This is a genomic window from Zhenhengia yiwuensis, from assembly GCF_014384995.1.
Lineage (GTDB): Bacteria > Bacillota > Clostridia > Lachnospirales > Cellulosilyticaceae > Zhenhengia > Zhenhengia yiwuensis.
This window is the reverse complement of record NZ_JACRSY010000037.1, coordinates 1-24,553: the sequence shown is the minus strand read 5'-3', so window position 1 is coordinate 24,553 and position 24,553 is coordinate 1. Positions and strand designations below refer to the sequence as shown.

The following is a 24,553-nucleotide window of genomic DNA, read 5'->3' as shown; positions in this document are numbered from 1 at the left end:
AAGGAGGTGATATGTTTGAATACTGTAGAACCTATTAGAGACTTTAATCTTATTTTAGATATTGCAGATTACTTGAGAGAACAAAATGAAAGAGATTATGTACTTTTTATGTTTGGTATTTATTCGGGGCTACGTATATCAGACATATTGCCTTTGAAGGTAAGAGATGTAAAACATGCAGATTATATTTACCTCAGAGAAGAAAAGACAGGCAAGGAAAAAAGATTTCCTATTAACGATGAACTTAAGAAGATATTACATCATTACACAAAAGGGAAGAGAGATTATGAATATTTATTTAGAAAGAGCAAAGGCAAGAATGAGCCCATTACACGTCAAAGAGTATGGCAGATTCTAAACAATGCTGCAAGTTATTTTGGATATAAAGACAAAATAGGATGTCATACGTTACGCAAGACATTTGGGTATTGGCTTTATCAAAATACCAAAGATGCAGCATCTATTATGGATATCTTAAATCATTCAGATATATCTATTACCAAAAGATATATAGGTGTGAATCAAGATAGCAAAGATCAATTAATGAAGGGATTATCTTTTCAAAAGAAGAGATGACCCTTTTAGTCTGTATCTTTTACATATTGAGAGTAAGGTAAAACATTAAAGAAAAAGTAAGAGTTTCTTCCATTAAAGTAGAAAAACAGAAGAAGTTTAACAGAATAATAAGATAAGTAAAATATCACACAAATTAATAAAACATAGATAAAGCTAGTAATATCAAGGAGTTCGCAACTAGATAAAGGAAGTGTCCAACACGTAAGCACGACAAAAATTAAAAGGTACTTACGTCAAGGAGGGGGCTATGCGGGTCTAGCGAGGCCCGAGGCTTCTGTCATTATAAAAATTTTGAAAGTAGGTTAATATGAGGATTTTATAAATGGAAAATGAAGTCCTTGAAAGCATTGTGGCTCTAAGGCTACAGCTTGGGAAATATTTAGTTTTAAATTAACCCTAGGAGGAAGGATATGGCGAAAGAAGTTGGAGTTAAAATTATAGAAGGTAAAACATGTTTATCGACTGGCTTTTTAGCAGATGCCTTTGGGGTAACTAAAAAGACAGTCAATCAGTGGGAGAAGAAGGGATGTCCTAAAATATCTCATGGTTATTGGTATTTGCCAGATGTTTTGAAATGGCGGGATGAAGCCAATAGACAAATGCCAGAAGACGTTGATATAGAAACGATGCCGATTACCTATCAAAAAGTATTCTATGAAACACAACTTAAAAAGGCGCAGACTGAAAATGCTGATTTGAAAAATGCGATTGCAAGAGGAGATTATCTTCTTAAGAGTGATGCTATAGCAGAACTTGAAAGGTATTTTATTATCTTTAAAAGGTCAGCACTTGGTTTGGTTTCAAAAATAGGTGTAGATATAGCACCTTATGTCGATGAGGTAGAAGCAAGAAGGGTGGAAAATAAGATTAGAGAAACAATAAATGATGCATTGGAGCAGTTTGCTGAAAATGGCATATGTAAAGAAACGTAAGAAGGTTAGTATACCTGATTGGATTCTTCAAGCATTAAAAGTTTTAAAACCACCCGAAAAATTAACCGTTTCAGAATGGGCAGATAAGTATCGCATACTAGATGCTCAAACAAGTGCTGAACCAGGTAAATGGAATACCAGTCGAACAGAGTATTTAAAAGGTATTATGAATGCTTTTACAGATGTTGAAGTTGAGAAGATTGTCTTTGTAAAACCTACACAGGTAGGTGGAACAGAATGTCTTAACAACATGATAGGTTATGTGATTGCACAAGATCCTAGTCCGACTATGATTGTTTATCCTACAGAGAAGCTTGCAGAGTTTACAAGTAAGAAAAGAGTTCAGCCTATGGTTGCTCTGTCTCCTGTCTTAGCAGAGAAGTATAGGGAAAATGAAAGTAAATTATTAGAGCTTAATTTTAATGGGATGTATATTGTATTAGTTGGTTCTAACTCAGCATCAGATTTAGCAAGTAGGCCTGTAAGATTTATCTTTTTTGATGAGGTAGACAAATACCCTACAAATGCAGGGAAAGAAGCTGACCCTATCTCTCTTGCTAAAGAACGTACAAGAACATTCCCAAATACAAAGAAAATCTTTTTAACCTCAACACCTACATTAAAAAGAGGCCCTATATGGCAAGAATGGCTTAATGCAGATAGTCAGTATCAATACTTTGTACCGTGCCCTCATTGTGGGGTTTATCAAAAGCTTGTCTTTAAGCAAGTTAAATGGAAAGAAGATACAAAGTCTCCTAAAGAAGCGAGAGAAACAGCTTATTATGAATGTGAATCTTGTAAAGGAACGATTCAAGACAATCATAAGCCACAGATGATTAGAAATGGTGAATGGAGATGTACCAATGGGAGTGGCAAACGTTCAGTAGCCTTTCATCTTAATGCCATTTATTCTCCTTGGGTTAGATTTGGAGATGTGGCGTATGAGTTCGTATCTTCTCATAACTATCCTGAAAAACTTATGAACTTTATTAACTCTTGGCTTGGAGAGCCTTGGGAAGATACAAAAACTAAGATGGATAGTGATATTGTATTTGAGCGTCAATCAGAATATACAGAAGGTATTGTGCCCGATGAAGCTCTTATACTTACTGGAGGGGTAGACGTTCAAAAAGATTGTTTCTATTTCACCATAAGAGCATGGGGGCCATATATGACATCTTGGAATGTACTACATGGCAAGGTAGAAACATGGGAAGAAATAGACTTTATTATGAATCAAAGTTTTAGTAGCCCTAATGGGCAGTCACATTTAGTGAATTTAACTTTAATTGACTCGGGTAATGATACAGAAAATGTTTATCAGTTTTGTGTAGATAACCAAGATTGGGCCATGGCATGTAAAGGTTCATCAAATACGATTGTAGCTAAATATAAACTTGCGAATATTGATAAGATAGATAGTTGCGCTTATGGTATGAGGTTATGCATTGTAGATGGTAGCCAATATAAAAATATGATCTATGCAAGGATGCGTAAGGAAAATGGATTAGGCTCATGGATGGTCTATGATGGTGTTGATATGGACTATGCAAGGCAAGTTACCAGTGAAGAGAAAGTTATTGAAAGAAGAGGTGGACGAGACGTAGAAGTTTGGAAAACCAAAACAAGCCATGCAGACAATCACTATTTAGATTGTGAAGTCTATGCAGCAGCAGCGGCAGATTTATTACATGTAAGGTATATGATGCCACAAGGGAATGAACAGGAGATGGAACAGACAAATCAAGATAGTTGGATAAACAATAATAAGGAGTGGATTTAGATGGACAGACTTAATCAAATCAATATGGCCATTAGTGCAATTGAGCAAGGTGCTCAGGAATATCAGATAGGAAGTAGAAGAATTAAGAAAGCTGAGCTGAGTGTCCTTTATCACGAAAGAAGAAGATTGGAGCAAGAATTACGCGAACAAGAGAATTATGGTGGTGTGACTGTAGCTTGTTTTGATAGAAGATAAGAGATGTACTTGAAATGAGGTGAGAAAATGAACTGGCTTGATAGAGGCATAGCAGCAGTATCGCCTAGATGGGCCTATAATCGTATGGCATGGAGAGATTCCTTAAGGTCTTATGATGCTGGCACTAAAAGTAGGCTAAATGCAAACTGGACAACCGTTAATGGAACAGCAGAGCAGGCAAATCAAGCGCATCGGGATGTATTACGAGCAAGAGCAAGAGACCTAGAAAGAAATTCTGATATTTTAGAAGGTCTTATCAATCCATTTGAAAGAAATGTTATTGGTAAAGGTATTATGGCACAAGCAAAGATTACAGATGCAGATGGCAATGAAGATGAAAAACTCAATGCTGAAATTGAAGAGTTGTGGGAAGAGTGGTGCCATGCAAAAAATTGTGATGTGGCAGGGACACAATGCTTTGATGAGTTTCAAGCTATGGCTGTAAGAAGGAAAAAAGTAGACGGAGGAATTATATTCATCAAATGTTATACAGATGATGGAATAATTCCTTTTTGTTTGCAAGCAAAAGAGGTAGATGAATTAGACACATCTTACTCTTTAAGTAAAACTTCAGAAGGAAATAGGATTATTGGAGGGATTGAAGTCAATCAATACAACAGACCTGTTGCCTATTATTTTAAACAATACTCACCAGATGGCTACTGGACAGGTGGTACAGAGCGCATTGAAGCCAATAGGGTAATCTACTTATATAGTAAGAAGCGACCTACTCAAATTCGTGAAGTAACAGAGCTGGCCAGAACGATGCCAATAGTCAAAGAGGTCAATGAGTTTGTAGAAGCTATATCTGTTAAAGAACGTATTTTAGCTTGCTTATCTGTATTCATTAAAAAGAATACACCAACAGGTACAGTTGGTAGAGGTGGAATGATAGATAAAAAAAGTGGTTATCCTGTTAGGTCTATTAGTCCAGGTATGATTCATGAATTGCAACCAGGTGATGATATAACAACGGTTAACCCGAGTGGTCAATCATCCAATGCGAAAGAATTTATTATGACTCAACAACGTATTGCAGGAGCAGGACAGGGCTTAAGTTATGAAGCATCATCTAGAGATATGTCGCAGGTTAACTATTCAAGTGCAAGACAAGGATTGTTAGAAGACCAAAGAACGTATCAAATGGAACAAAAGTATTTGATAGACCATTTCTGTAGAGAAGTCTATAGAGAATTTATCATCTCAGCAGTCTTAAGTGGGAAGTTACCTATTAAAGACTTTTGGAGCAATACAAAAAAATATCTTAAGCATGACTGGGTTACACCAGGATGGAGTTGGATAGATCCATTAAAAGAAGTAAGAGCCAACCAATTTGCTCTAGAATCTGGGATGGATACTTTGTCCAACATTTGTGGTTCAAGAGGGCTTGATTGGAAGGAAGTCATGAAACAACGTGCTAAAGAAAAAGCTTTTGAAAAAGGATTATTTCCAGAAGAGAAGGAAGGTGAAGAAGTAAATGGAGAAGAAAAGACCGAATAGTGGGGAAACACAGCAAAGAAGTATTCCACTAGCCATTAGACAAGTCAATGAAGAAGAACGCAGGATATCTGTTTCGTTTTCAAGTGAGACACCTGTTAATAGATGGTATGGCCAAGAAATTCTTTGCCATGATGAAGAATGTGTAGATTTTATGCGTTTAAATGAAATGAGTGTATCACTCTTTAATCATGATCGAGATAAGGTTATTGGACGTATTGAAAATGCTATATGTAATGCAACAGAAAAAAGAACCTATTGTGATATTGTCTTTGATGATGATGAAGAGAGTGAAAAGATTTACAAAAAAGTAAGGAGTGGAACATTAAAAGGTGTATCAGTAGGTTATACAGTCTCTTGTTGGGAGGAAGTAAGAGCAGGTGCTACATCTAGTAATGGGCGCTTTATTGGGCCATGTGAAGTTGCAACAAAGTGGCAACCTTATGAAGTATCTATTGTATCTATTCCAGCAGACCCTAGTGTTGGTGTGGGTAGAGAATTAGATGAAACGATGCAACAAAAACAAGTTGAGAATATTGTTCTTTCAAATTTAGAAAGGCAAGTTCAAATAAATAAAAATTACCTATAGGAGGAAGAAAAATGGATAAGAAAGAGTTACTTAAACAAAAAACACAAAGACAGCAGGCATTATTAGATGGAGCTAGGAATGGAAATAGAGCATTGGCAGACACAGAACAAGCAGAATTTGATTCATTACAAAGAGAAATTGATACCTTGAAAAGAGAAATCGAAGAAGAAGAAAGAGCACAAGGTAGTAATGATGGTATTCAAAGAGCATTACAAGCAGAGCGTGAACGTTATGCAGCCATTGCAGAAATTTGCGGTACAGCTAGTCAAAGAGGATTAGAACTTGATATGCAAGATTTTATCAAGAGAGGGTTAAGCGTAGAACAAGTAAATGCTGAGGTGCTAAAAAGATTTATGAATATGAATGAACCTATTTCATCAGGACGTTCAGAAGGTCATTTACATGTACATAAAGATGAGGCAGATAAAATGCGTGCTGCAGCATCAGATGCATTACAGATGCGTGCATTTGGAAATGTAGAAAATCCAGCAGAAGGTGCCAGGGAAATGCGTGGCATGAAATTAAGAGATATTGCTGTTGAATGTTTACAGCGTTCAGGCGTAACACATGCATACCGTTTAGATGATGATGAACTTTTACGAAGAGCCTTAAGTCCAGAAAGTCAATTTGCAAGTATCCTTTCTGATACAGTGAATAAATCTATGGCAAGAGGTAATCAGATTGCTCAAACAACCTTCGAACGTTGGACAAGCATTGGAAGCAATCCAGACTTTAAAGGTGCAACACACTATCAAATTTCTGAAGCTGGAGATCTTACAAGAATGAGTGAGACAGGTGAGTTTACATTTGATGAACTGAAAGACCAAGGTGTTAAAAAATCCATTGCAACATTTGGTAAAAAGTTCGGATTTACACGTCAAGCTATGATTAATGATGATTTAGGCATCCTCACTAAGATTCCGATGCTTTACGTTCAATCAGCTAGACGTGGGATTAATAAGCTTGTTTATCAACAACTTATGAGCAATCCAACTATTTTTGATAACAAGCCTTTATTCCATACTGATCATGGTAACTTAGGAACAGCAGGGGCATTATCTAATAAGACATTAGCAGAGATGAAAACTCTAATGAAACGTCAAAAAGGTATTGCAGGTAAGCAGGCTTTAAATATTTCACCAAAATTCCTTATTGTACCACCAGAGTTGGAAAATGAAGCACTACAACTCTTAACATCTATGGCATTACCAGGCCAACAAAATGCAGGTGTAAATAATATTTGGAGAAATGCCCTTGAACTCGTTGTAGATGCAGAACTTGAAGCAGATGGAAGTAATTTATTGAATTATTTCTTAGCAGCAGACCCAATGTTAGCAGATACTATTGAGGTTACCTATTTAAATGGTGACGATATGCCTAAACTTGAAAGTAGAATGGGCTTTGACTTTTTAGGGATGGAATGGCGAATCTATATGGATTATGGTGTAACCGTTACAGACTTTAAAGGTCTTGCTAAGAATAATGGAGTAGCATTGTCATAAAAGAACTTCTTAAGAAGTCCTTTTGATATATAAATATAGGAGGTGCCTAAATATGGCTAAAGCAACATTTATTCAAGAAGGGAAGATTATTAATTTTACAGCTCAAAAGGAGATTGCTTATAACGATATTGTACCAATTGGAAATTGTGTAGGCGTTGCAGCAGAAAGTATTCGTGTAGGTTCAACCGGAGGGGTAAGGATGACAGGTGTTTATGAAATGCCAGCTGCAGCAGAAACAATGGATGTAGGAGACACACTTTATTGGGACAATGACAATAACTATGTTACGAAAACAAAAGGTGAACTGACTTGTATAGCAGGAATAGCTGTTTCTAAAAAAGCAGGCTCAGGAGCTGGAACTGTATACTGTAGAATTGGTTAGGAGAGATAGAAGATGGTAAAACTAACAAATCCACTTAATAGAGATGGCATCCTTTATGAAAAGGGTGCTCTTTTAACCTTATCCTTAAAGGATGAACGAGAACTTATAGCGAATGGTTTGGCAGAGTCTTATCCCTCATTAAAAACAGATGAGAAGTCAGATGATGAGGAGAATAAAGAAGAGTTGTACAAGGAAGGTTGTCAAGTAGATGGACCTAAAGAAGTAGAGGCAGTCCAACCAGATAAAGAAGATCCAGAACCTAAAGAAGTTAAAAAAACTTCAACACGTATAGGTAGAACAGCTAAAAAGTAGGTGCACGATGAATTTTAAAGAAATGATTCATAAAGATTTACGGCATGTATTTTTTAATACCAATGAATTTGCAGAGCAACATACTCTTAATGGTATCTCAGTAGAAGTTATTATTGATAATGATAGACTGAAGGAACGTTCAAAAAAAGAATATGATGGTCTATACATTGGTGAATTGCTCTTTTTTATTCCAGTAGAAAAGACACCTATCAAACTTAAACAAGACATGCCTCTTGTTTTTGATGGAAAGCAAACCTCTATCTTTTCGTTAAGAGAGGATATGGGAATGTATGAAGTCATTCTTAATCGTAATTCTGGTAGTTAATATGGGAAAAGGTCTTATACAGATTGATACAAGACAGATAGATTTACTATCTGTTGAACTTCAATCATTTCCAAAACAAACACAGACAGCTATGTATCATGCACTCAAAAGAAGCCTTGACCAAACTAAAAATGAGATTGGACGTATTGTACCTAAAGAATATGTTATTAAGCAAAGAGAAGTTAAAGAAACTTTCAATGGAGGTATAAACTATCCTACAAAAGATAATTTGAATGCCTCTCTTATATCTACTGGAAAACGATTAAGTTTTGCTCATTTTCCTTATAAGCCAGCAGATCCATTGTTAGCTAAAATGTTACAAATAAGGTATGGAACACCTCTTAAGGTGAAAATTAAAAAAAGAGGTGGTTATAAAACTATCTCCCCAAAACATGGTGCATTTATAGCTTCTACAGGAGCAAAGAGTGCTGATAAGACGCAATATAACGTATTTAGGCGTCTAGGGAAAGAAAGATTACCCATTGCACCTATGAGAACGTTATCTATTCCTCAAATGATTACTGCTGAAGGAATGGAAGAAAAGATACAAAGTTTTGCACTTGAAAAGTTTGAGCAACGTCTTGAACATGAGATGAATAGGGCTATGGATAGGATACAAGATAAAATGAAAGGTGGCTAAAGATGCATACAGTAAGAGCATTAGAGCTCGTTAAAACTTTTTTAGAAGAACAGGTATCTCCTAATATTAAATTACAAAAGGCATCAGATGAAGATGTACTTCATTATGAATTAGTTCATCCCAATGTTTTTATAGGGTGGGTGCCTCCACAAGGTTATTTACCTGAGAATCTAGACAGCAACATACCTTGTTTAATTGTAGGCTTAGATACGGGTGTAGATACGCCTAAAGAAAGTGAGTTTGATATTAAGATTTCATTTGCAGTGTATTCGCCAGGAGAACATAAGCCAGATAGCACATATACTCCAAATTTTAAGGGCTACATAGATTTATTAAACCTTATGGATTTAACCAAGGCAAAATTATGTCAGCAGATTATCTTAGGTAATAAGCTTAAAATCAGTGATGAGATTAAGTGGGGAATGTACCAAGACCAGCCTTATCCTTATTGGTATGGTTATATGACATTTTCACTACAAGGAAGTGCTTATCCAAGAGTAGAAGTACAAAAACTATTAAATGAATGAAAGGGTGAAAAGCATGTACAAACATGGAGCATTTGCCGAAATTATGGCAACAAAAGATTTTATTCCATCTAAAGATGTTGGGACGCTTCCAGTCTATTTTGGAACGCTACCTATACATCAAAAAATGAACTATGAAGGGCTTGTCAATAAGCCTATTCTTATTAGTAGTTTTAAAGAAGCCCAGACAAAAGTTGGGTATAGTGATCATTGGGAAGACTTTACACTATGTGAAGCCATCTATGCACACTTTAAAAATAATATAAAACCTATTGGGCCTATCATACTTATAAATGTGTTAGATCCTAAAGTTCATTTGCTTAAGGCACGTTCTGCAACAGTTAAGACAGAAACGGTGACATTAACAAATGGTATTGGGTTTATTCCTACATACAAAGGTATTCTAAAAACAGTTGCTATTGACTCTAAAGTATTAGGTGAAGATTTTAAGGTTGAATATACACCAGACGGAGAACGTATCCAATTAACAGACCTAAAAAATGGATTAGGTGCAAGTGTGGAAGTAACTTTTAATGAAGTAGCTCCTGCAACTGTTACACAAGCAGAAGTTATTGGAGGAACAAGCTCAGAAGGGCATAAAACAGGGATTAGTGTATTAGATTTAGTGTATCAAAACCACAATATGATCCCTACATTGTTATGTTCTCCAAAGTGGAGTAAGGTACCAGCAGTAGATACAGCTCTTAAAGCAGCAAGTCAAAAAATTAATGGACATTGGTATGCCTTTGTTAATAGTGATATTGAATCAAGTACATCTAATACTATTGATAAGGCTAAAACAGCGAAAGGAGAAACAGGCTATACAAGTAGCTATGAAGCACCTTGCTGGCCAAAAGCTAAGAATGGTGAAGGTAAGGTTTTCCACTTATCTACATTAGCTACAGTAACTATGCAGTGGGTAGACTATGAAAATGATAATGTACCACATGAAACCCCATCTAATAAACCTATAGATATAATTGGCTTAGTGTTAGAAGATGGTACAACTATTGAGTATGACCAAATACAAGCTAATGAGTTAAATAGTAAGGGTATTAGAACAGCTACCTATTGGGGAGGCAGATGGGTACTCTGGGGAGGACATACTGGTGAGTATGAATATGGAAAAGATATGGACAAACGTAATATCTTTGATTGCAGCGTACGCATGCTTCAATATATTGCAAATACTTTCCAAAGTCGTTATGGCATTTTTATAGATAAGCCTATGAATCGTGCTAAAGTAGATACTATTTTGAATGATATGCAGGAATGGTTAGATGCCTTAATGGCACAAGGGAAAATTTTACATGGGTTAGTAGGATTTGAAGAAACAAGCAATTCCACTTCAGATATGATAGAGGGGGATTTTGTATTTGATGTTGAAACGACTACAACACCACCTGGAAAGAGTCTTACAGCTAAGATTTGTTACACAAGTAAAGGGTTAAATGTATTATTGGGAGGGGAACAATAATGATTATTGCAGGGAATATTATTGCTCACATGTTGCTAGTAGATTCAAAGGAAATAGCAGACCAAGTTTCTTGCCAGTTACCTTCTATTGAAAAGCCAACAAGTGAGATTAAAGGGGCAGGCATACTTGGGAGTATTGATATGCCAATTACAGGCCAAGTTAATAGTATGACATTCTCTATTAACTCCCGTTCTATTAATGCAGGATCAGCAGAACTTGCAAAACCAGGTATTCAAAATATTGAGCTTAGGTTTGTACAAGATGTCATGCAAAACGATGGCTCAATGATTCCAGCAAGTAGTAAAGTATTTATCACAGGCGTAAATAAGAAGTACGATCCTGGTAAAATTGAAAACCAAACAACAATGGATGGAAGCATTGAGTTTGAGGTATTAAGATATAGACAGATTATTGATGGTAAAGAAACTCTACTGATTGATAAGTTAAACAATATCTTTAAAATTAATGGAATTGACTATATGGAAAAAGTAAGAGCTGCTCTTTAAAGAGTAGCTTTTTTATTAAAACTATTAAGAAAAGAGGATTATAAAATGCATAGAGAAATGGTAGAAGTATTAAACACACAAGTATTAACACTTAGAAAACCTATTATGATTAATGGGGTTGAAGTTAAGGAACTTACATACGACTTTGAAAACATGACTGCAAGGGATAAGTTGAACGCAGGGAAACGTATAAAGGCAGATGGTATTCCGGTATCTGTTGAAGAAATTGATACAGATTATCATATGTATTTATTTGCAGCAGCTGTTGTAAAAGCAAATCCAGATATGGATATGTCAGATGTACTTAGAATAAGTGCAAAAGATATCCAAAAGGGAGCTGCACTTGCTCGGGATTTTTTCTACATCGATTCGGAGGAATAATTGATGATAAGTACCTTCGCAAGATTATTGCAAAAGTTACTTTAGTAACTTCTACATCGGCAGAATATTGCTATAGATTAACTTTGCAAGAGCTTTTTGAATTCATAGGGGATTTATCAGAAGCCACTATTGAATTAAGGGAGGCGAATAAAGGAAATGGCAAGTAAAAAAGAATTAAAAGCACTTATAACACTGGCTGGGAAAGTAGACCCAAGTCTTCAAGCTTCTTTGATGAAAACAACTAAGAGTACAAGAAGTTTATCAGAGGGTTTTAAACAATCCACCAGGTATGTAGCCAAATTTAGTGAGCTCGTGAAGGCTAGCTTTTTAGGTGGTGCAATTGCGAGTGGCGTTTCTATACTTACGAGTAAGGTCATGGAACTCGGAAAAGAGAGTATTCAACTGGCTAGTGATTTAGTTGAAGTACAAAACGTAGTGGATACAACTTTTGGACAGAATGCCTCACAAATAGATGCATGGGCTAAAACTACTTTAAATGCATATGGTATTACTGAGTTACAGGCTAAACAATGGTCTGGAAGTATGGGAGCTATGCTAAAAAGTAGTAACATAGCCAGTGAAGATATGCTCATCATGTCTACTAACTTAGCTGGACTTGCTGGAGATTTTGCTTCGTTTTATAACTTAGATCATGATAATGCATGGCAAAAAATCCGGAGTGGTATAGCTGGAGAAAGTGAACCGCTAAAAGAACTGGGTATTAATATGAGTGTTGCAAATCTTGAAGCCTATGCATTAGCTCAAGGCATTAAAAAGTCTTTTAGTGATATGAGTCAGGCAGAGCAGACCTTGCTTAGGTATAATTACCTTATGGAAGTTTCAGCAGATGCGCAGGGTGATTTTGCAAGAACATCCGATTCTTTTTCAAATCAACAAAAATTGCTAACGAATAATATTAAGCAATTATCAGCTACGATTGCATCAAAAGCTTTACCATTTTTAACAAAACTCTATAAAAAAGCTAATGAATTTGTATCCAATATAGATGTAGATAAGGTTTTAGGAGTGTTTAGCAAAGTAGGAGACTTTATACAGCCTTTAATACCTCATATCGAAAGTTTAGGAGATACAATTAAGCAGACGTTTATAGATATTATGCCGAATCTTAGTTCATTTGGTGAAGGTTTTGCAACTCTTATTAGTAAGGGAACACCACCATTATTTAAACTTATAGAAAGTATCGTTAAGTTAGGTGGTGGATTGATAAATTTCTTTTTACCTATCTTAATGAAAATAGGTGAGTCAGTTGGCCCTATACTTATTAAAATAGGTGAGGGACTTTCTCCTCTCTTAGAAAAGGCTGCCACGATGTTTACTGTATTAGGACCTCTTGTAGGAGAAGTTATAGGTGTAATCCTTTCAGCATTTGATGAGTTTATGCCTCTAGTAGATTCTATTTTACAAGCATTAGGTGGTGTCATTGATTTTATTACAGGTGTTTTCAAAGGAGATTGGCAGCTTGCATGGCAAGGCGTTGTCAATATTTTTAGTGGTATGATGAATGGGCTTAAAGAAATTATAGTAGCTCCTATAAATTTCATTAGTAATATAGTGAATGGTTTAATTGGGAAGATTAATGAAATATCCATACCAGAATGGGTGCCTTTAATAGGAGGAAAATCTTTAGATTTACCCATGTTGCCTACCTTTGCAAGAGGTGGTATTGCAACACAGGCCTCTATCTTTGGTGAGGCAGGGCCAGAAATGGCTATTCCTCTTAAACGTACATCAAGATCGTTTGAACTGCTTAATCAAACAGCTCAAATATTAGGGGTTAATCCATCTCAAGAGAATAGCAATTTTAAGATGGGTTCTACATTTGATAACTTTGGTGTGAAGGAACAAACCGTTATTCAAAAGACTGCTAATATAACCATTCAAGTTATAGGTGAAGTTGTTGAGCAAACAACTATGGATATTAAATCAAAGGTAAAAGAAGCTTTGGAAGAATTAGAGTATGAGGAAGGAGTGATTGCTTTTGGATAATTATGAGGTCTATACAACAGTTGATAAAGATACTTTTGATATCATTGCATTAGATTATTATTTAGACGAATTTAAGGCACATTTGATTATTCAAGCCAATCCTCAATATGCCTCAGTCATTACTTTTAAGGGTGGTATTGAGTTGAAAATTCCCATTATAGAAGAGGATAAACCTTCAACATTGCCACCTTGGAAGAGGTGACAACGATGAAGCTTATTTATGAAGGTAAGGAGATTACAGATGATGTAAGTATACGTTTGGCCAAAGTTGTAGATAGAGCGGGTGAAAACCTAGATTCTATAGAACTACAGGTTAATAATCCTGAAAATGAATGGAGCACATGGAGACCAGAAAAAAATCATCAAGTCGTTATAGAACAAGGTGGTTTTTCTTCTGGTGTAATGTATATTCATAGTATTAAACAGTTAAAAGACACTATAAAAATGGTATGCCTACCTATAAAGGAAGAAAGTAAGTAAGGAGAAATATACGAAGTCATGGGAAGATGTAACCCTTATGGAACTTTTACACGAAATAGCCAATAAGCATAGGTTGAAATTAAAGACTTATAATCTCGTTAATCACAAATATAGATTTGTGAGTCAGGTAGAGCAATCTGATTTTCTCTTTTTACATCATAGATGTTTACTTGAGGGATATGTAATGAAAATTACAGATAACTGTCTTGTTGTGTATGATGAACGTTGGATGGAGGAACAGAATCCTATAGTTATACAGCGACAAGAGGTAATTGGCGATTTTGATTATAGAACGTATGCGACAAAAGTATATGGTAGTGCTAAATTAGGAGAATATGTTTTTAATTCACCAGAACATAAAGGCCCTACATTATTAGTAGATGCTATAGCTTCTAGTATTGGGGAGGCAGAAAGGTTTACCAGCAATAGTTTAAGGGCAAGTAATAAATATGAAAATAAGATGCAGTTTAGTATTAAATTTAATCCTGGTATTGCAGCAGGATGTATGATTGAAACGCAAGGATTTGGTCTGGCTGATAATCTCTACTATGCTTATAGCGTGGAACAGAATCCTACAAAAGATCAAACACTGTTAGTGCTAAGAACAGTACCAAGGTGGTGAAGGTATGAATGCTAAAGGTGAAATAGGCCTTATACAAAATGGAAAGGCAAAAGTCTTTATTAAAGAAAAGGGACTATACACAGATTTTTTAGATGTAGCTGCACATGTTGGACAATTGAAAGTTAATGATAAGGTAGTTGTTGCATTTTATAACAATATCCTATCAGATGGAGCAATTATTGGGAAAGTATAAAGGAGGACGCGTATGTATCTTGCTATGTTTGGCCCAAAAGGTTTTACAGTAAGTTCAAATAAAGTGATTACATTTGATGAGTTTTCTTCAAATTCATCACTCGAAACAGAGAAACAAGAAAGTAAAGATAAAAAGCCCAGTACATATATTAAAGGTGCTGGGCTTGATACATTTAGTGTAAAAGTGAGATTAGATCGCGCATTAGGTGTTTATCCTATGGCACAAATAGAAGATTGGATGAGCATTAAAGATAAAGCAGAAGCCTATCCTTTTCTATTAAATGGTAAGCCTTTTTTGAATACAAAGTGGATCCTAAAAAGTGTAGGAATTAGTGAAACGCATATTGATAATACAGGCTATATGATTGCTGCAACCTTAACTTTAAGTTTTGAGGAATTTGTAAGAGCAGGAAGTGCGCAGGCAAGTAAAAAGAATAAGAAGACCACCTCAAAAAGTGGTTCTAAAAGTAAAAAAGCAGCCAATACAGAATCAATTTACAATGCATTAAGTCCTAGCCAGAAAGCCAATATGACACGTACAAGTACTTCACAAGCACCGAGTGTTAAACCGAGCACAGAAAGGATGTAATGATGAGATATACAATTGAGACATTACAAGGTAATGCTCTTGACTGGAATGCTAAAGGCGATAAAAGAATTTTACAAAACATTAGAAACTTACTGACTACATGGCGATACGAGGTAGCGTATGATAGAACGAAGGGGCTTGATCCTTCTATTTTATATTTACCTAAAGAGGATGCTCGTGCTTTATACACTGCTGAAGTTTATAGACTTATTGAGACGTATCAGCCGGGTGCAGAAGTTGTTAGTGTTGATTTTGTGAAAATAGATGAAGAAGGTAATATAGATTTTAGGGTGGTGATTGAACTATGAATTTTGTTAATGTAGATGCACAACAACTTTATGACGATATTCTTGTACGTTTTCAAAAAGCATTAGGAGAGGTTCTTTATCCGGGGGATGAAAGACGAATCTTTTTAGAACAAGAAGTTCAAATCATTGTAGCTATTTATAATGCTATCAATGAAAGTGCCAAACAAAACTTATTAATGTATGCAAGAGGCGCTGTACTTGATGCCATTGGTGAAGAATACGACACTAAAAGATTAGAAGCTCAAAAAGCAGAATGCATAGTAAAGTTTACTTTATCCAGTGCGCAGATGAAAAGTGTTCATATTCCTAAAGGCACTCGGGTGACGCCAGATGGGTTACTCTTCTTTGAAACTGTAACAGATGCAGTTATTATGGCGAGCCAAACGGAAGTAGATATTTTAACTTACGCAACGGTTGCAGGAGAAGCACATAATGGATTTACACCTGGTCAGATTAAAACGTTAGTAGATACCATTCCTTTTATCGGATCAGTATCTAATATCACGCTTTCAAGTGGAGGATCATCTGCTGAATTTGATGATAATGGTGTGGAGGTATGGAGTGGCTATAGAGAACGTATTCGTTTGGCAGCTTCTAAAATTTCTACAGCAGGTCATGAATTAGGGTATATTTATCATGCTAAATCAGCCGATGCCAATATTGAAGATGTTGTGGTAACCTCACCTAATCCAGGAGAAATTGTTATTACGGCCTTAATGAAACATGGAGAACTTCCTAATGAAACCATTTTGCAAAGAATAAATGAAGCCTGTAATAGCAAAAAAGTACGTCCTATGACAGATAAAGTTTCGACTGCAGCACCTTCGGTAGTAGAGTATGCTCTTTCTTTAACTTATTATATAAGTCATGAACAAGCTCAAAGTGAGAAACTTATTAAAGAGAAAGTGAATGAAGTTATAGAAACGTATACTACTTGGCAAGGTAGCAAAATAGGACGTGCTATAAATTCAGATTATCTGAAGCAACTTATCTTAAATGCTGGAGCTTATAAAGTAGATATTGTAGCACCTACTTATCAAGAACTAACAGAAACACAGGTTGCAAAAGTCACAACTCAAACCATTACATATGGAGGGCTTAAATAATGGAACTGGGTAAAGTAAGCGTACACTCCCTGCAAACAGGAAGTATGAAACAGGATCCTACTACTTGTGCTATGAGTGATGTATTAAGTGATATCTTTAATGCTATCGATACAGGAAAGAGTTTAATACGTACACAACTTGATACTTTGCCAGAAGAGATTTTGGATGTTATTGCAGTAGAGAAGAATATCTTTTGGTATGATCCTAATGCAGCTAGCGATATAAAAAGAAACATTATTAGAAATTGTAATAAGGTATTTAGAACACTTGGAACTAATTATGCTATAGAGCAGGTTATAGCAGATTATTTTGGAGATGGTCAAATAGAAGAATGGTATGAGTATGATGGGCAACCTTATCATTTTAGAGTGCTTACAACAAATACGAAAGTAACAGGAGACCTTGCAGAACAATTTCATAAAGCAGTAGAGGCAGTAAAGCGAAAAAGTACACGACTTCATGAAGTATTGCTTTTAATGAGTGCGGATTTAAATATTTATTATGGGTTCGTCATGCATACAGGCGATAAAATCACAATTAGACAGGAGGGATAAAATGGCTTTTGGAAGTATTGTTTTTACAACGAGAGGGAAGGTACTGCAATCAAAGGCACAAGCTGGTACGAAGTTAAACTTTACTAAGCTGGCAATAGGTGATGGTGAACTTGGCAGTCAATCAGTATTAGAACTTACAGACTTGAAAAATAAGAAACTAGATATACCCATATCAGCCTTAAAGGTTTTAACTGGAGGTATTGCAAGTGTAGGTGGAACCTTTACAAATGAAAATATTGATATAGGATTCTACTGGAGAGAGGTAGGACTTTATGCAACAGATCCTGATATAGGAGAAATTTTATATGTCTATGGTAATGCAGGAGCATTAGCGGAATATATTCCGTCTAGTGGAGGCAGTGAAATTTTAGAAAAGTTTGTGGCCATTGAGGCAATTATAGGAAATGCTAACAATGTAAGCGCTACGATTAATCAAAGTTTAGTCTATGCAACGATAGAAGATATTGAAACTCATAATAGTGATCCTAAAGCGCATCCAGAACTATCGCAACAAATCAAGAATTTATCTAGTCCATATGTTATACCTGAAGGTACAGATATTCCTGTGCAGGAGCGAGTGAAGGGTAAAATGTATTTTAAAGTTACAAGTAGGCAAAGTAGTGGTGGAACAATAGAAAGTGTTAGAGTGAGTCCTAATATGGGGATTAAAGTACAAGAATAAGGGAGTGATAAAATGTCAGTATTAAAAAAGGTAAGAGTACAATTATTAAATGAACGAACAGGTGAAGTGATTGAAGAAGTGGATGTCTTAACTTCAGCAGATGCTGTTACATTTGCGGATGGAGAAACCTTTCAACAAAAATTAAATGCGGGTAAGTTGACTGGCCCTAAAGGTGCAACAGGCGCTACAGGTGCAAAAGGGGATAGGGGAGATACAGGCGCAACAGGGCCAAAAGGGCCAGCGGGTGAACCTGGTGTACAAGGAGCGAAAGGTGACCCAGGAAGTAAAATGCATAATGTTACAGGAGCACCAGCTACATCATTAGGTGCAATAGGAGATTGGGCGATGAATACATCTAATGGAGATGTATATGAAAAAACAGCATCTACAACTTGGACTAAAAGAGGGAACTTTAAGGGAGCAACAGGAGCGCAGGGACCAGCAGGAGCACAAGGACCAAAGGGGGATACTGGAGCTACAGGACCACAAGGACCAGCTGGTGCAAAGGGAGCAACAGGTGCACAAGGGCCACAGGGACCTAAAGGCGACCCGGGTGATGCTATAAAAGTGGGAACCTCAACTTCGGATGCTGTATCTCGAAAATTATTTTTTAAAGTAGTAGGGTAGGAGGTGCCATATGGCTAAATTAAAAGGAGAACTTCAAGCAGATAATGGGGATGTGTTATATCCTCACACATCTTCGGACGTAGTTTTTACAAGTGCTGGAAAAACAGTAACAAAAGAACTTGAAGAAGTTAAAAAGTCTATTGAATCGGTAGATGTATCTTGGGATGGTATCACAGGAAAACCACCAACATTCCCGCCGAGTCCTCACACAGACCATAGCGAAATAAACACAGGCCTTATTAAAGGTAAAGCACTTACCACTAGCAATAAGCAGTTGATTAATCATACATCTGACTCAGTGTATGTAGGTAACCCGACTATTGCCTTGAGTTTAGAATCAAAAGATGAGATTAGGGCTAATATTGGTGGTAAAGTTAAAACGCTATTACACAGTGAATCTGTTATCAACGCAGATACTGTAGGTGATAAACATGCTAGTGATTTTCCTCTAAAATCACAAGGTATAGGTGGAAATGCACCTGTATGGAGTGGGTCTAATTTAGACAGTTTACCTATAGGTACATATACAACAGTTGCGAGTGGTGTTCCCGAAGCTGGTATTTATCATATAGTGACTTGTCAACTAAATAATATTGGAGATTGTGGTTGGCAGATAGCGGTATCACAGAATCCAACAAGTAAGAAAGTATATATGAGAGTAAAGGCAGGTGGCGTTTGGAGTAATTGGAAAAGTTTAGGTGAAGGAGGCGGTGATGTGGCAGGTAAAACTTATGTCAAAGCGACTAAAACAGTTGCAAATACAGGAAATCCTAACAGCAATTTAGAGGTGATTAATTATACAAACTCAAAAGGTGGTGTTTGTAAGATTTCACAATTTGGTAGTGCTAAAATGCAAATTATAGTGGATGGCGCTATGGTACTAGATGGTGCTGGAAGTAATTCTTATTATTCAAACCATGAATTTATACAAGGGAATGCGTTAAGTGAGAGTTACGGAGAATTACCGACTTATCCTTTTAAAAACAATGTTAAGGTCGTGGATAGGTCATCAAATTCAGGAACACGCGTCTATACAGCACATTTCTATGTAAATAGCTAAGGAGGAATAAGATGAGCATGAAATATTTCATAACGCTTGATGAAGCATTTAATATTGGAATGTTATTAGAGAGTCCCTATGAACCAGAGGGCGATTATATAGAAGTATCCTATGAGGAATATATTCAAGCAAGGCAGTATGCGAAATTTAATCCAGAAACAAGGGTGTTTACAGAAACGCTTAAGCTTGAACCGATAGTCAGTCCTCATGAAAAAATGACAGAAGGTATTAAAAACTCAGTTGACACAACAAGTGACGATTTACTGACTACTATGGAACTCCATATGGATACAAATGCGAAAGTCGAGACATCACAATCTGATGGATTGCTACTTATGGAGATGTTAGTTACTATAGATGAAAAACTTAATCAGTTATTAAAGCCTAAGCAGGCTTAATAAGATAAAATAAATAAATTTAAAGGAGGTATCATCATGATTGATACAACACAATACCCAGTACAAGTAAGAGCAAATGCAAGATTAGTGGATGCAGGTAGAAAGAAAGTAGAGCAATGTCCATCCCAACAACAAACAGAAATCTGTGTAGTCCTTATTGCTGACCATGATTGGAAGCTAGAACAGATTCCTCAGCAATTTGTAGAAGAAGTAAAAAAAGAACTTGGTATAGTAGAATAAAAGAATGATTGGTTAACTGAATAAAGGCATAGAGAAGGCACTAGAAATAGTGTTATTTTTTGGGCCTTTTTATAGAAAGGATGATAGTAAATGTCTTTATCAAAACAATATCTTAATCAAGCAAGTGGAATAGAGCATCAAAGAGGAAGTAACTGGTGTACAAACCATGCAGTAAGTAGCTTATTAGAAGCACAATTCGCTAGGGTTTATGGCAACATTACCCCTCTTAGTAACAGCTGGGCTATGATGTTATCTAAGAAGGTAGATGGCAGACCAGATGCAACAGGTACACCTATAGAAAAACTTATGGATCAAGTCTGTCAATATGGTATGTGTACGGAGACTTTATATCCTACATGGGAGGATAAGGATTACAATGACAACAAGTTCTTACCTACTACGGATGCTATGTATGAAGAAGCTAAAAAGTTTAAGCCAAAGAAACGTATAGACATTAAAACGACAGATATTGAAGGGATAAAGCATCATATTGTAGAAAATTGCGGGTGTGTTGCAATTGTTAAGTTATATAAAGAGCATACATTCCCTATACAAGGATGTGTCGTTAAGCCAGCTAAAGGTACAGAGCCTGACGGGCTACATGCTATTTGGATATGTGGTTACATCGAGGATACGCCTAAAACAATCAATGGCATGACTTATAAAAACTGGTTTATTATGCAAGAGTCTTATGGTACTACAAGAGGCTACAAAGGCTATTTATTTGTTCCATATGAAGCTTTTACAGAAAAATGGACAGGCCTTTATAGTGTAGATACTTATATTAAGAGCCTACATGCTTTTGAATTAGATTCAAATCTTATCAAGTATGCTCATTTCCATGATAAGAATCGAGTGGACTTCCCATGCACTACGATTGAATTAAAGGTAGGTTCTAAAAATGTACAAGTTAATCAGGTAGAGCAGGTTATGGATTATCCTGCAACAGTAGAACAAGGGACAACTTTAGTGCCTTTTAGGTTCTTATGTGAGGAACTTGGATATACGGTACGGTATTCAAGTTTTGATAAGGTTATTACAGCTTATAGCAAGATGCATAATCAACTGATTACCATGCAGGTAGGCAGTAATGTCATTAAATCCGAGCAAGGTGGCAAAGTTACCCATGTAAAAACACCTGTTCCGGTAAAAGTAGTAAGTGGCTATACGCTTATTCCACTCAGGGCCTTTGCAGAGCTTACAGGCGCTAAAGTGAATTACAATGCAGTGGATAAACGGATAATTGTTATAGGGTAAATAAAGATATAGAGAAGGCACTAGAAATAGTGTTATTTTTTATACGTATTCCTAAAAAGATGTGTTATAATAGGAAAGTAAAATAAAACCGTGCAGGGTGGCACGGGGGTTGTATGTTACCCTCCAGAGGGCTATGAAGTAAAGAAATTTATGACATAGCAGGAAGGGGGTGCTATGATGGATGTACTAAAGATGATAAGTGTGATAGCGTTGGTTATCTACCTTATGAGACGTGACATTTTTGTTGCCAAAGTCAAGTTTAAAGCTGGACTGAAAGGCATAGAATTTGAAATGAGTGCAAAAGAAAAGAACTGTCCACCCGCTAAGAAAGACAGTTCTAATCATGAATAACGTTTAATTTATGATTTCATAGCCCCAAATATAAAACATTCAGGGAGCATCAGTGGTTGCAACACTGGTGCTTTCTTTATACCCATATTATAGCACAATCTTTATAAAAATAAACACTAATTTAAAGCATCTCTACAATAGAGGTGCTTTTTTATTACAAGGAGGAGTCAAAATGAATGTAGATGTAGTACAAACATTAATTAACAGTTTAGGTTTTCCAATTGTGATGGTAGGAGCATGTGGCTTCTTTATTTGGAAAATGTATCAAGCACAATTACAAGATAAAGAAAGACTTTATACAGAACTGAGTAGAGCTATCGCATCTAATGATAAAATGGCTGAGATTATTAGTGAACATACTAATAAACTGGACGCTATTCAAGAAGATGTGAAAGAAATTAAAGGTAAAGTAGGTGCCTAAGATGAAGATATCAGAAGTAGGAGTTAACTTAATCAAATCATTTGAAGGGTGCTCTTTAAAAGCCTATAAATGCCCAGCGGGAGTATGGACTATTGGATGGGGAACTACAGAACCTATTAATGGCGTTAAACCACATGAAGGTATGATTATTACTCAGCAGCAGGCTGATGAGCTCCTTATAAAAAATTTAAAGGACTATGAAAATGCAGTCAACAAGTACGTTACCTATTCAATAAATCAAAATCAGTTTGATGCACTTGTAAGTTTTGCTTATAACTGTGGAAATGGTGCTCTTAAGACAAGTACGCTTCTTAAAAAGCTAAATGCTGGGGATGTACATGGAGCTGCAAATGAATTCTTAAGATGGAATAAAGCAAACGGTAAGGTGTTAAACGGGCTTACACGTAGGCGTGAAGCTGAAAGAAAACTCTTTCTAAAGGAGGAAGAAGAAGTGGTTAAAAATATAAAAATTAACCTTAATGGTGTAGAAAAAAATGTTAATGCAATAGAGAAAGATGGTCATAACTATGTGAAGCTACAAGATCTAAGAGATGGAAAGATTGATATTAGTTATGATGGTGTACCTATCGTTCACGTAAAAGCTTAATTATTAATATAAAACAAAAGGCCTACTAGCAACTAGTAGACCTCCCTGTATGTAAAACGTCCGCAACGTTTATTATATACATAGATTATACTGGTTTGCAAGTTGGCTTTTGTCAAGGAGGCTAACATGTATACGAAAGTATTTACACAAGATAAATGGAAGAAAGCTAATAAGCTAAACAAAGAATTGCTGGAAGATTACCTTATTGAACTAAAATCTAAAAGACGTAGGCCCTCTACGCTAGAACAGTATGAAAGCGATGGTAAAATGATACTTTGTTTCATCCAAGAGCATATGGATAATAGATGTGTTTTAGACTTTAATAAGAAAGATTTTAGACGTATATCTCTATGGCTTACAGAAGAACGTAAAGTATCTAATGCACGTTTTAATCGTGTGTTTGCATTAATCCGTGGCATGATGGAGTATGCAGAAGATGAGGATGATTATGAGTATGATAAGAACTTGGCCAGAAAGATAAAGGGGTTACCTAAAGAACCAGTAAGAGAAATTTACTTCCTTACAGATGAACAGATACATAAAATACGAACATATTTATTAGAGCGTGAAATGTATAGAGAATGTGCTTACCTAGACATTTCCTATGATAGTGCAGCACGTATCGGTGAGGTGCTACAGATTAAAAAAGACGGTCTTTTAGAAAGGCGATACACAAATATTGTAGTAGGTAAAAGGGGAAAGAAGTTTAGATTACTTTATCACTATAATAGCTTAGAAAGCTTAAAGCTTTACCTTAATAGCAGGGAAGATAATATAGAAGCTTTATGGATTGACCAAGATCATAACCATGCAGTAACGGATAATACGCTTTATGATTGGTGTATAAAAATGAGAAGCATCTTGCATCTAATAGAAGGCAAGTATATTCCATTTACACCTCACAGTTTTAGGCACAGTGCTTTAGAAAACTATAAAAATGGTACTCATTATATGTGTGAGAGAATGAATAGGCCAGATGGATTTTCTATAGAAGAGATTCAAATATTAGCCCATCATGATAATATAGATACAACTAAAGGCTACTTGAAGCCAAATGATAATAACATATTGGAAGGTATGTTTGGGGTTAAATTAGAATAGTTGGTTTAGAATATAATAGTTTGAGTGGTACTATTTTGGTACTTATAAGTTTTCTATATAAAAATTCAGCAATAAAATACATACAATACATGCAATAAAAGCTATAAAAATCATTATAAAACACCCTGAAACATTAATATGTTATTGAGTTTGAATAGTCGCGAAAGCTAGTAGCAGTGCGCTGATAAAATAAAAAGGTTCCAATGAGAGCTTGAACTGCTACCCGTCAAGTAGACAACTAAAAAAATAAAAACTTGGGCATGGTATGATAAAGTAGACACAAAGTTAAGATAAAATAGTGAAAGGTGGTCTACTTATGAGAAGAAGTTA

Annotated in this window: 34 protein-coding genes; all 34 read left to right on the top strand. The window is 35.9% G+C overall.

The genetic code is table 11. From position 1 onward, the window contains the following. Positions 1 to 15 precede the first annotated feature (15 nt). The 34 genes from H8718_RS16595 (at position 16) to H8718_RS16430 (ending at position 24,223) form a co-directional block, all read left to right on the top strand. Positions 16 to 576 (top strand): site-specific integrase, encoded by a 561-nt coding sequence (locus H8718_RS16595; protein WP_249333914.1) that lies wholly within the window; start codon positions 16 to 18, stop codon positions 574 to 576. 410 nt (positions 577 to 986) lie between these two features. After that, positions 987 to 1,508 (top strand): terminase small subunit, encoded by a 522-nt coding sequence (locus H8718_RS16590; protein ID WP_249333912.1) that lies wholly within the window; start codon positions 987 to 989, stop codon positions 1,506 to 1,508. Further along, complete coding sequence (locus tag H8718_RS16585) at positions 1,486 to 3,291, top strand: phage terminase large subunit family protein (protein ID WP_249333910.1); 1,806 nt, start codon at positions 1,486 to 1,488, stop codon at positions 3,289 to 3,291. The genes H8718_RS16590 and H8718_RS16585 overlap by 23 nt, the downstream gene beginning before the upstream one ends. Beyond that, complete coding sequence (locus tag H8718_RS16580) at positions 3,292 to 3,486, top strand: peptidylprolyl isomerase (protein ID WP_249333909.1); 195 nt, start codon at positions 3,292 to 3,294, stop codon at positions 3,484 to 3,486. It abuts the gene before it with no gap. A gap of 27 nt (positions 3,487 to 3,513) precedes the next feature. After that, on the top strand, positions 3,514 to 4,986 hold the full coding sequence (locus H8718_RS16575) for a phage portal protein (RefSeq protein WP_249333907.1): 1,473 nt from the start codon (positions 3,514 to 3,516) through the stop codon (positions 4,984 to 4,986). After that, positions 4,964 to 5,572 (top strand): HK97 family phage prohead protease, encoded by a 609-nt coding sequence (locus tag H8718_RS16570; protein WP_249333905.1) that lies wholly within the window; start codon positions 4,964 to 4,966, stop codon positions 5,570 to 5,572. Before H8718_RS16575 ends, H8718_RS16570 begins: the two co-directional genes overlap by 23 nt. A gap of 11 nt (positions 5,573 to 5,583) precedes the next feature. Further along, complete coding sequence (locus tag H8718_RS16565; protein ID WP_249333904.1) at positions 5,584 to 7,074, top strand: phage major capsid protein; 1,491 nt, start codon at positions 5,584 to 5,586, stop codon at positions 7,072 to 7,074. A 52-nt stretch (positions 7,075 to 7,126) separates the two neighbouring features. Beyond that, complete coding sequence (locus H8718_RS16560) at positions 7,127 to 7,456, top strand: DUF2190 family protein (protein WP_249333902.1); 330 nt, start codon at positions 7,127 to 7,129, stop codon at positions 7,454 to 7,456. 12 nt (positions 7,457 to 7,468) lie between these two features. After that, entirely contained in the window at positions 7,469 to 7,768 is a 300-nt protein-coding gene (locus H8718_RS16555) for a hypothetical protein (protein WP_249333900.1), read from the top strand. A 7-nt stretch (positions 7,769 to 7,775) separates the two neighbouring features. Further along, positions 7,776 to 8,093, top strand: coding sequence for a hypothetical protein (locus tag H8718_RS16550; protein ID WP_249333898.1), 318 nt, complete (start codon positions 7,776 to 7,778; stop codon positions 8,091 to 8,093). Then, entirely contained in the window at positions 8,059 to 8,733 is a 675-nt protein-coding gene (locus H8718_RS16545) for a hypothetical protein (protein ID WP_249333896.1), read from the top strand. The genes H8718_RS16550 and H8718_RS16545 overlap by 35 nt, the downstream gene beginning before the upstream one ends. 2 nt (positions 8,734 to 8,735) lie before the next feature. Next, on the top strand, positions 8,736 to 9,260 hold the full coding sequence (locus tag H8718_RS16540) for a hypothetical protein (RefSeq protein ID WP_249333894.1): 525 nt from the start codon (positions 8,736 to 8,738) through the stop codon (positions 9,258 to 9,260). Between the two features lie 13 nt (positions 9,261 to 9,273). Then, positions 9,274 to 10,734, top strand: a complete 1,461-nt coding sequence (locus H8718_RS16535) for a phage tail sheath family protein (protein WP_249333892.1) — start codon at positions 9,274 to 9,276, stop codon at positions 10,732 to 10,734. After that, positions 10,734 to 11,240: a phage major tail tube protein gene (locus H8718_RS16530; RefSeq protein ID WP_249333891.1), complete on the top strand. Its 507-nt coding sequence runs from the start codon at positions 10,734 to 10,736 to the stop codon at positions 11,238 to 11,240. The genes H8718_RS16535 and H8718_RS16530 overlap by 1 nt, the downstream gene beginning before the upstream one ends. 45 nt (positions 11,241 to 11,285) lie before the next feature. Continuing rightward, positions 11,286 to 11,621 (top strand): hypothetical protein, encoded by a 336-nt coding sequence (locus H8718_RS16525; protein ID WP_249333889.1) that lies wholly within the window; start codon positions 11,286 to 11,288, stop codon positions 11,619 to 11,621. A gap of 156 nt (positions 11,622 to 11,777) precedes the next feature. Further along, positions 11,778 to 13,628 carry a phage tail protein gene (locus H8718_RS16520; RefSeq protein ID WP_249333887.1) on the top strand — a complete coding sequence of 617 codons (1,851 nt, stop codon included), beginning with the start codon at positions 11,778 to 11,780 and terminating at the stop codon, positions 13,626 to 13,628. Beyond that, on the top strand, positions 13,621 to 13,830 hold the full coding sequence (locus H8718_RS16515) for a tail protein X (RefSeq protein WP_249333885.1): 210 nt from the start codon (positions 13,621 to 13,623) through the stop codon (positions 13,828 to 13,830). Before H8718_RS16520 ends, H8718_RS16515 begins: the two co-directional genes overlap by 8 nt. 5 nt (positions 13,831 to 13,835) lie before the next feature. After that, positions 13,836 to 14,108 carry a hypothetical protein gene (locus H8718_RS16510; protein ID WP_249333883.1) on the top strand — a complete coding sequence of 91 codons (273 nt, stop codon included), beginning with the start codon at positions 13,836 to 13,838 and terminating at the stop codon, positions 14,106 to 14,108. A 37-nt stretch (positions 14,109 to 14,145) separates the two neighbouring features. Continuing rightward, positions 14,146 to 14,730, top strand: coding sequence for a hypothetical protein (locus H8718_RS16505; RefSeq protein ID WP_249333881.1), 585 nt, complete (start codon positions 14,146 to 14,148; stop codon positions 14,728 to 14,730). Between the two features lie 4 nt (positions 14,731 to 14,734). Then, positions 14,735 to 14,923, top strand: a complete 189-nt coding sequence (locus H8718_RS16500) for a hypothetical protein (protein WP_249333880.1) — start codon at positions 14,735 to 14,737, stop codon at positions 14,921 to 14,923. A gap of 12 nt (positions 14,924 to 14,935) precedes the next feature. Then, the gene (locus H8718_RS16495; RefSeq protein WP_249333878.1) at positions 14,936 to 15,511 is read left to right on the top strand and encodes a phage tail protein; all 576 of its coding nucleotides are present in this window, start codon (positions 14,936 to 14,938) and stop codon (positions 15,509 to 15,511) included. A gap of 2 nt (positions 15,512 to 15,513) precedes the next feature. Further along, positions 15,514 to 15,819, top strand: coding sequence for a hypothetical protein (locus H8718_RS16490; protein ID WP_249333876.1), 306 nt, complete (start codon positions 15,514 to 15,516; stop codon positions 15,817 to 15,819). Beyond that, positions 15,816 to 16,925 (top strand): baseplate assembly protein, encoded by a 1,110-nt coding sequence (locus tag H8718_RS16485; RefSeq protein WP_249333875.1) that lies wholly within the window; start codon positions 15,816 to 15,818, stop codon positions 16,923 to 16,925. The genes H8718_RS16490 and H8718_RS16485 overlap by 4 nt, the downstream gene beginning before the upstream one ends. Beyond that, complete coding sequence (locus H8718_RS16480) at positions 16,925 to 17,479, top strand: phage tail protein (protein WP_249333873.1); 555 nt, start codon at positions 16,925 to 16,927, stop codon at positions 17,477 to 17,479. Before H8718_RS16485 ends, H8718_RS16480 begins: the two co-directional genes overlap by 1 nt. A gap of 1 nt (position 17,480) precedes the next feature. Further along, positions 17,481 to 18,161 (top strand): phage tail protein, encoded by a 681-nt coding sequence (locus H8718_RS16475; RefSeq protein WP_249333871.1) that lies wholly within the window; start codon positions 17,481 to 17,483, stop codon positions 18,159 to 18,161. A 12-nt stretch (positions 18,162 to 18,173) separates the two neighbouring features. Then, the gene (locus H8718_RS16470) at positions 18,174 to 18,788 is read left to right on the top strand and encodes a collagen-like protein (RefSeq protein ID WP_249333936.1); all 615 of its coding nucleotides are present in this window, start codon (positions 18,174 to 18,176) and stop codon (positions 18,786 to 18,788) included. Between the two features lie 10 nt (positions 18,789 to 18,798). Next, complete coding sequence (locus H8718_RS16465) at positions 18,799 to 19,848, top strand: pyocin knob domain-containing protein (protein WP_249333869.1); 1,050 nt, start codon at positions 18,799 to 18,801, stop codon at positions 19,846 to 19,848. Positions 19,849 to 19,859: 11 nt separating this feature from the next. Next, on the top strand, positions 19,860 to 20,246 hold the full coding sequence (locus tag H8718_RS16460; RefSeq protein ID WP_249333868.1) for a hypothetical protein: 387 nt from the start codon (positions 19,860 to 19,862) through the stop codon (positions 20,244 to 20,246). 36 nt (positions 20,247 to 20,282) lie between these two features. Then, the gene (locus tag H8718_RS16455) at positions 20,283 to 20,486 is read left to right on the top strand and encodes a hypothetical protein (protein WP_249333866.1); all 204 of its coding nucleotides are present in this window, start codon (positions 20,283 to 20,285) and stop codon (positions 20,484 to 20,486) included. Positions 20,487 to 20,576: 90 nt separating this feature from the next. Beyond that, on the top strand, positions 20,577 to 21,743 hold the full coding sequence (locus tag H8718_RS16450) for a stalk domain-containing protein (protein WP_249333864.1): 1,167 nt from the start codon (positions 20,577 to 20,579) through the stop codon (positions 21,741 to 21,743). 177 nt (positions 21,744 to 21,920) lie between these two features. After that, on the top strand, positions 21,921 to 22,094 hold the full coding sequence (locus H8718_RS16445; RefSeq protein ID WP_249333862.1) for a hypothetical protein: 174 nt from the start codon (positions 21,921 to 21,923) through the stop codon (positions 22,092 to 22,094). Positions 22,095 to 22,266: 172 nt separating this feature from the next. Next, positions 22,267 to 22,515 (top strand): hypothetical protein, encoded by a 249-nt coding sequence (locus H8718_RS16440; protein WP_249333861.1) that lies wholly within the window; start codon positions 22,267 to 22,269, stop codon positions 22,513 to 22,515. A 1-nt stretch (position 22,516) separates the two neighbouring features. Then, positions 22,517 to 23,122 (top strand): lysozyme, encoded by a 606-nt coding sequence (locus H8718_RS16435; protein ID WP_249333859.1) that lies wholly within the window; start codon positions 22,517 to 22,519, stop codon positions 23,120 to 23,122. 126 nt (positions 23,123 to 23,248) lie between these two features. Continuing rightward, positions 23,249 to 24,223 carry a tyrosine-type recombinase/integrase gene (locus H8718_RS16430; protein ID WP_249333857.1) on the top strand — a complete coding sequence of 325 codons (975 nt, stop codon included), beginning with the start codon at positions 23,249 to 23,251 and terminating at the stop codon, positions 24,221 to 24,223. Positions 24,224 to 24,553 lie beyond the last annotated feature (330 nt).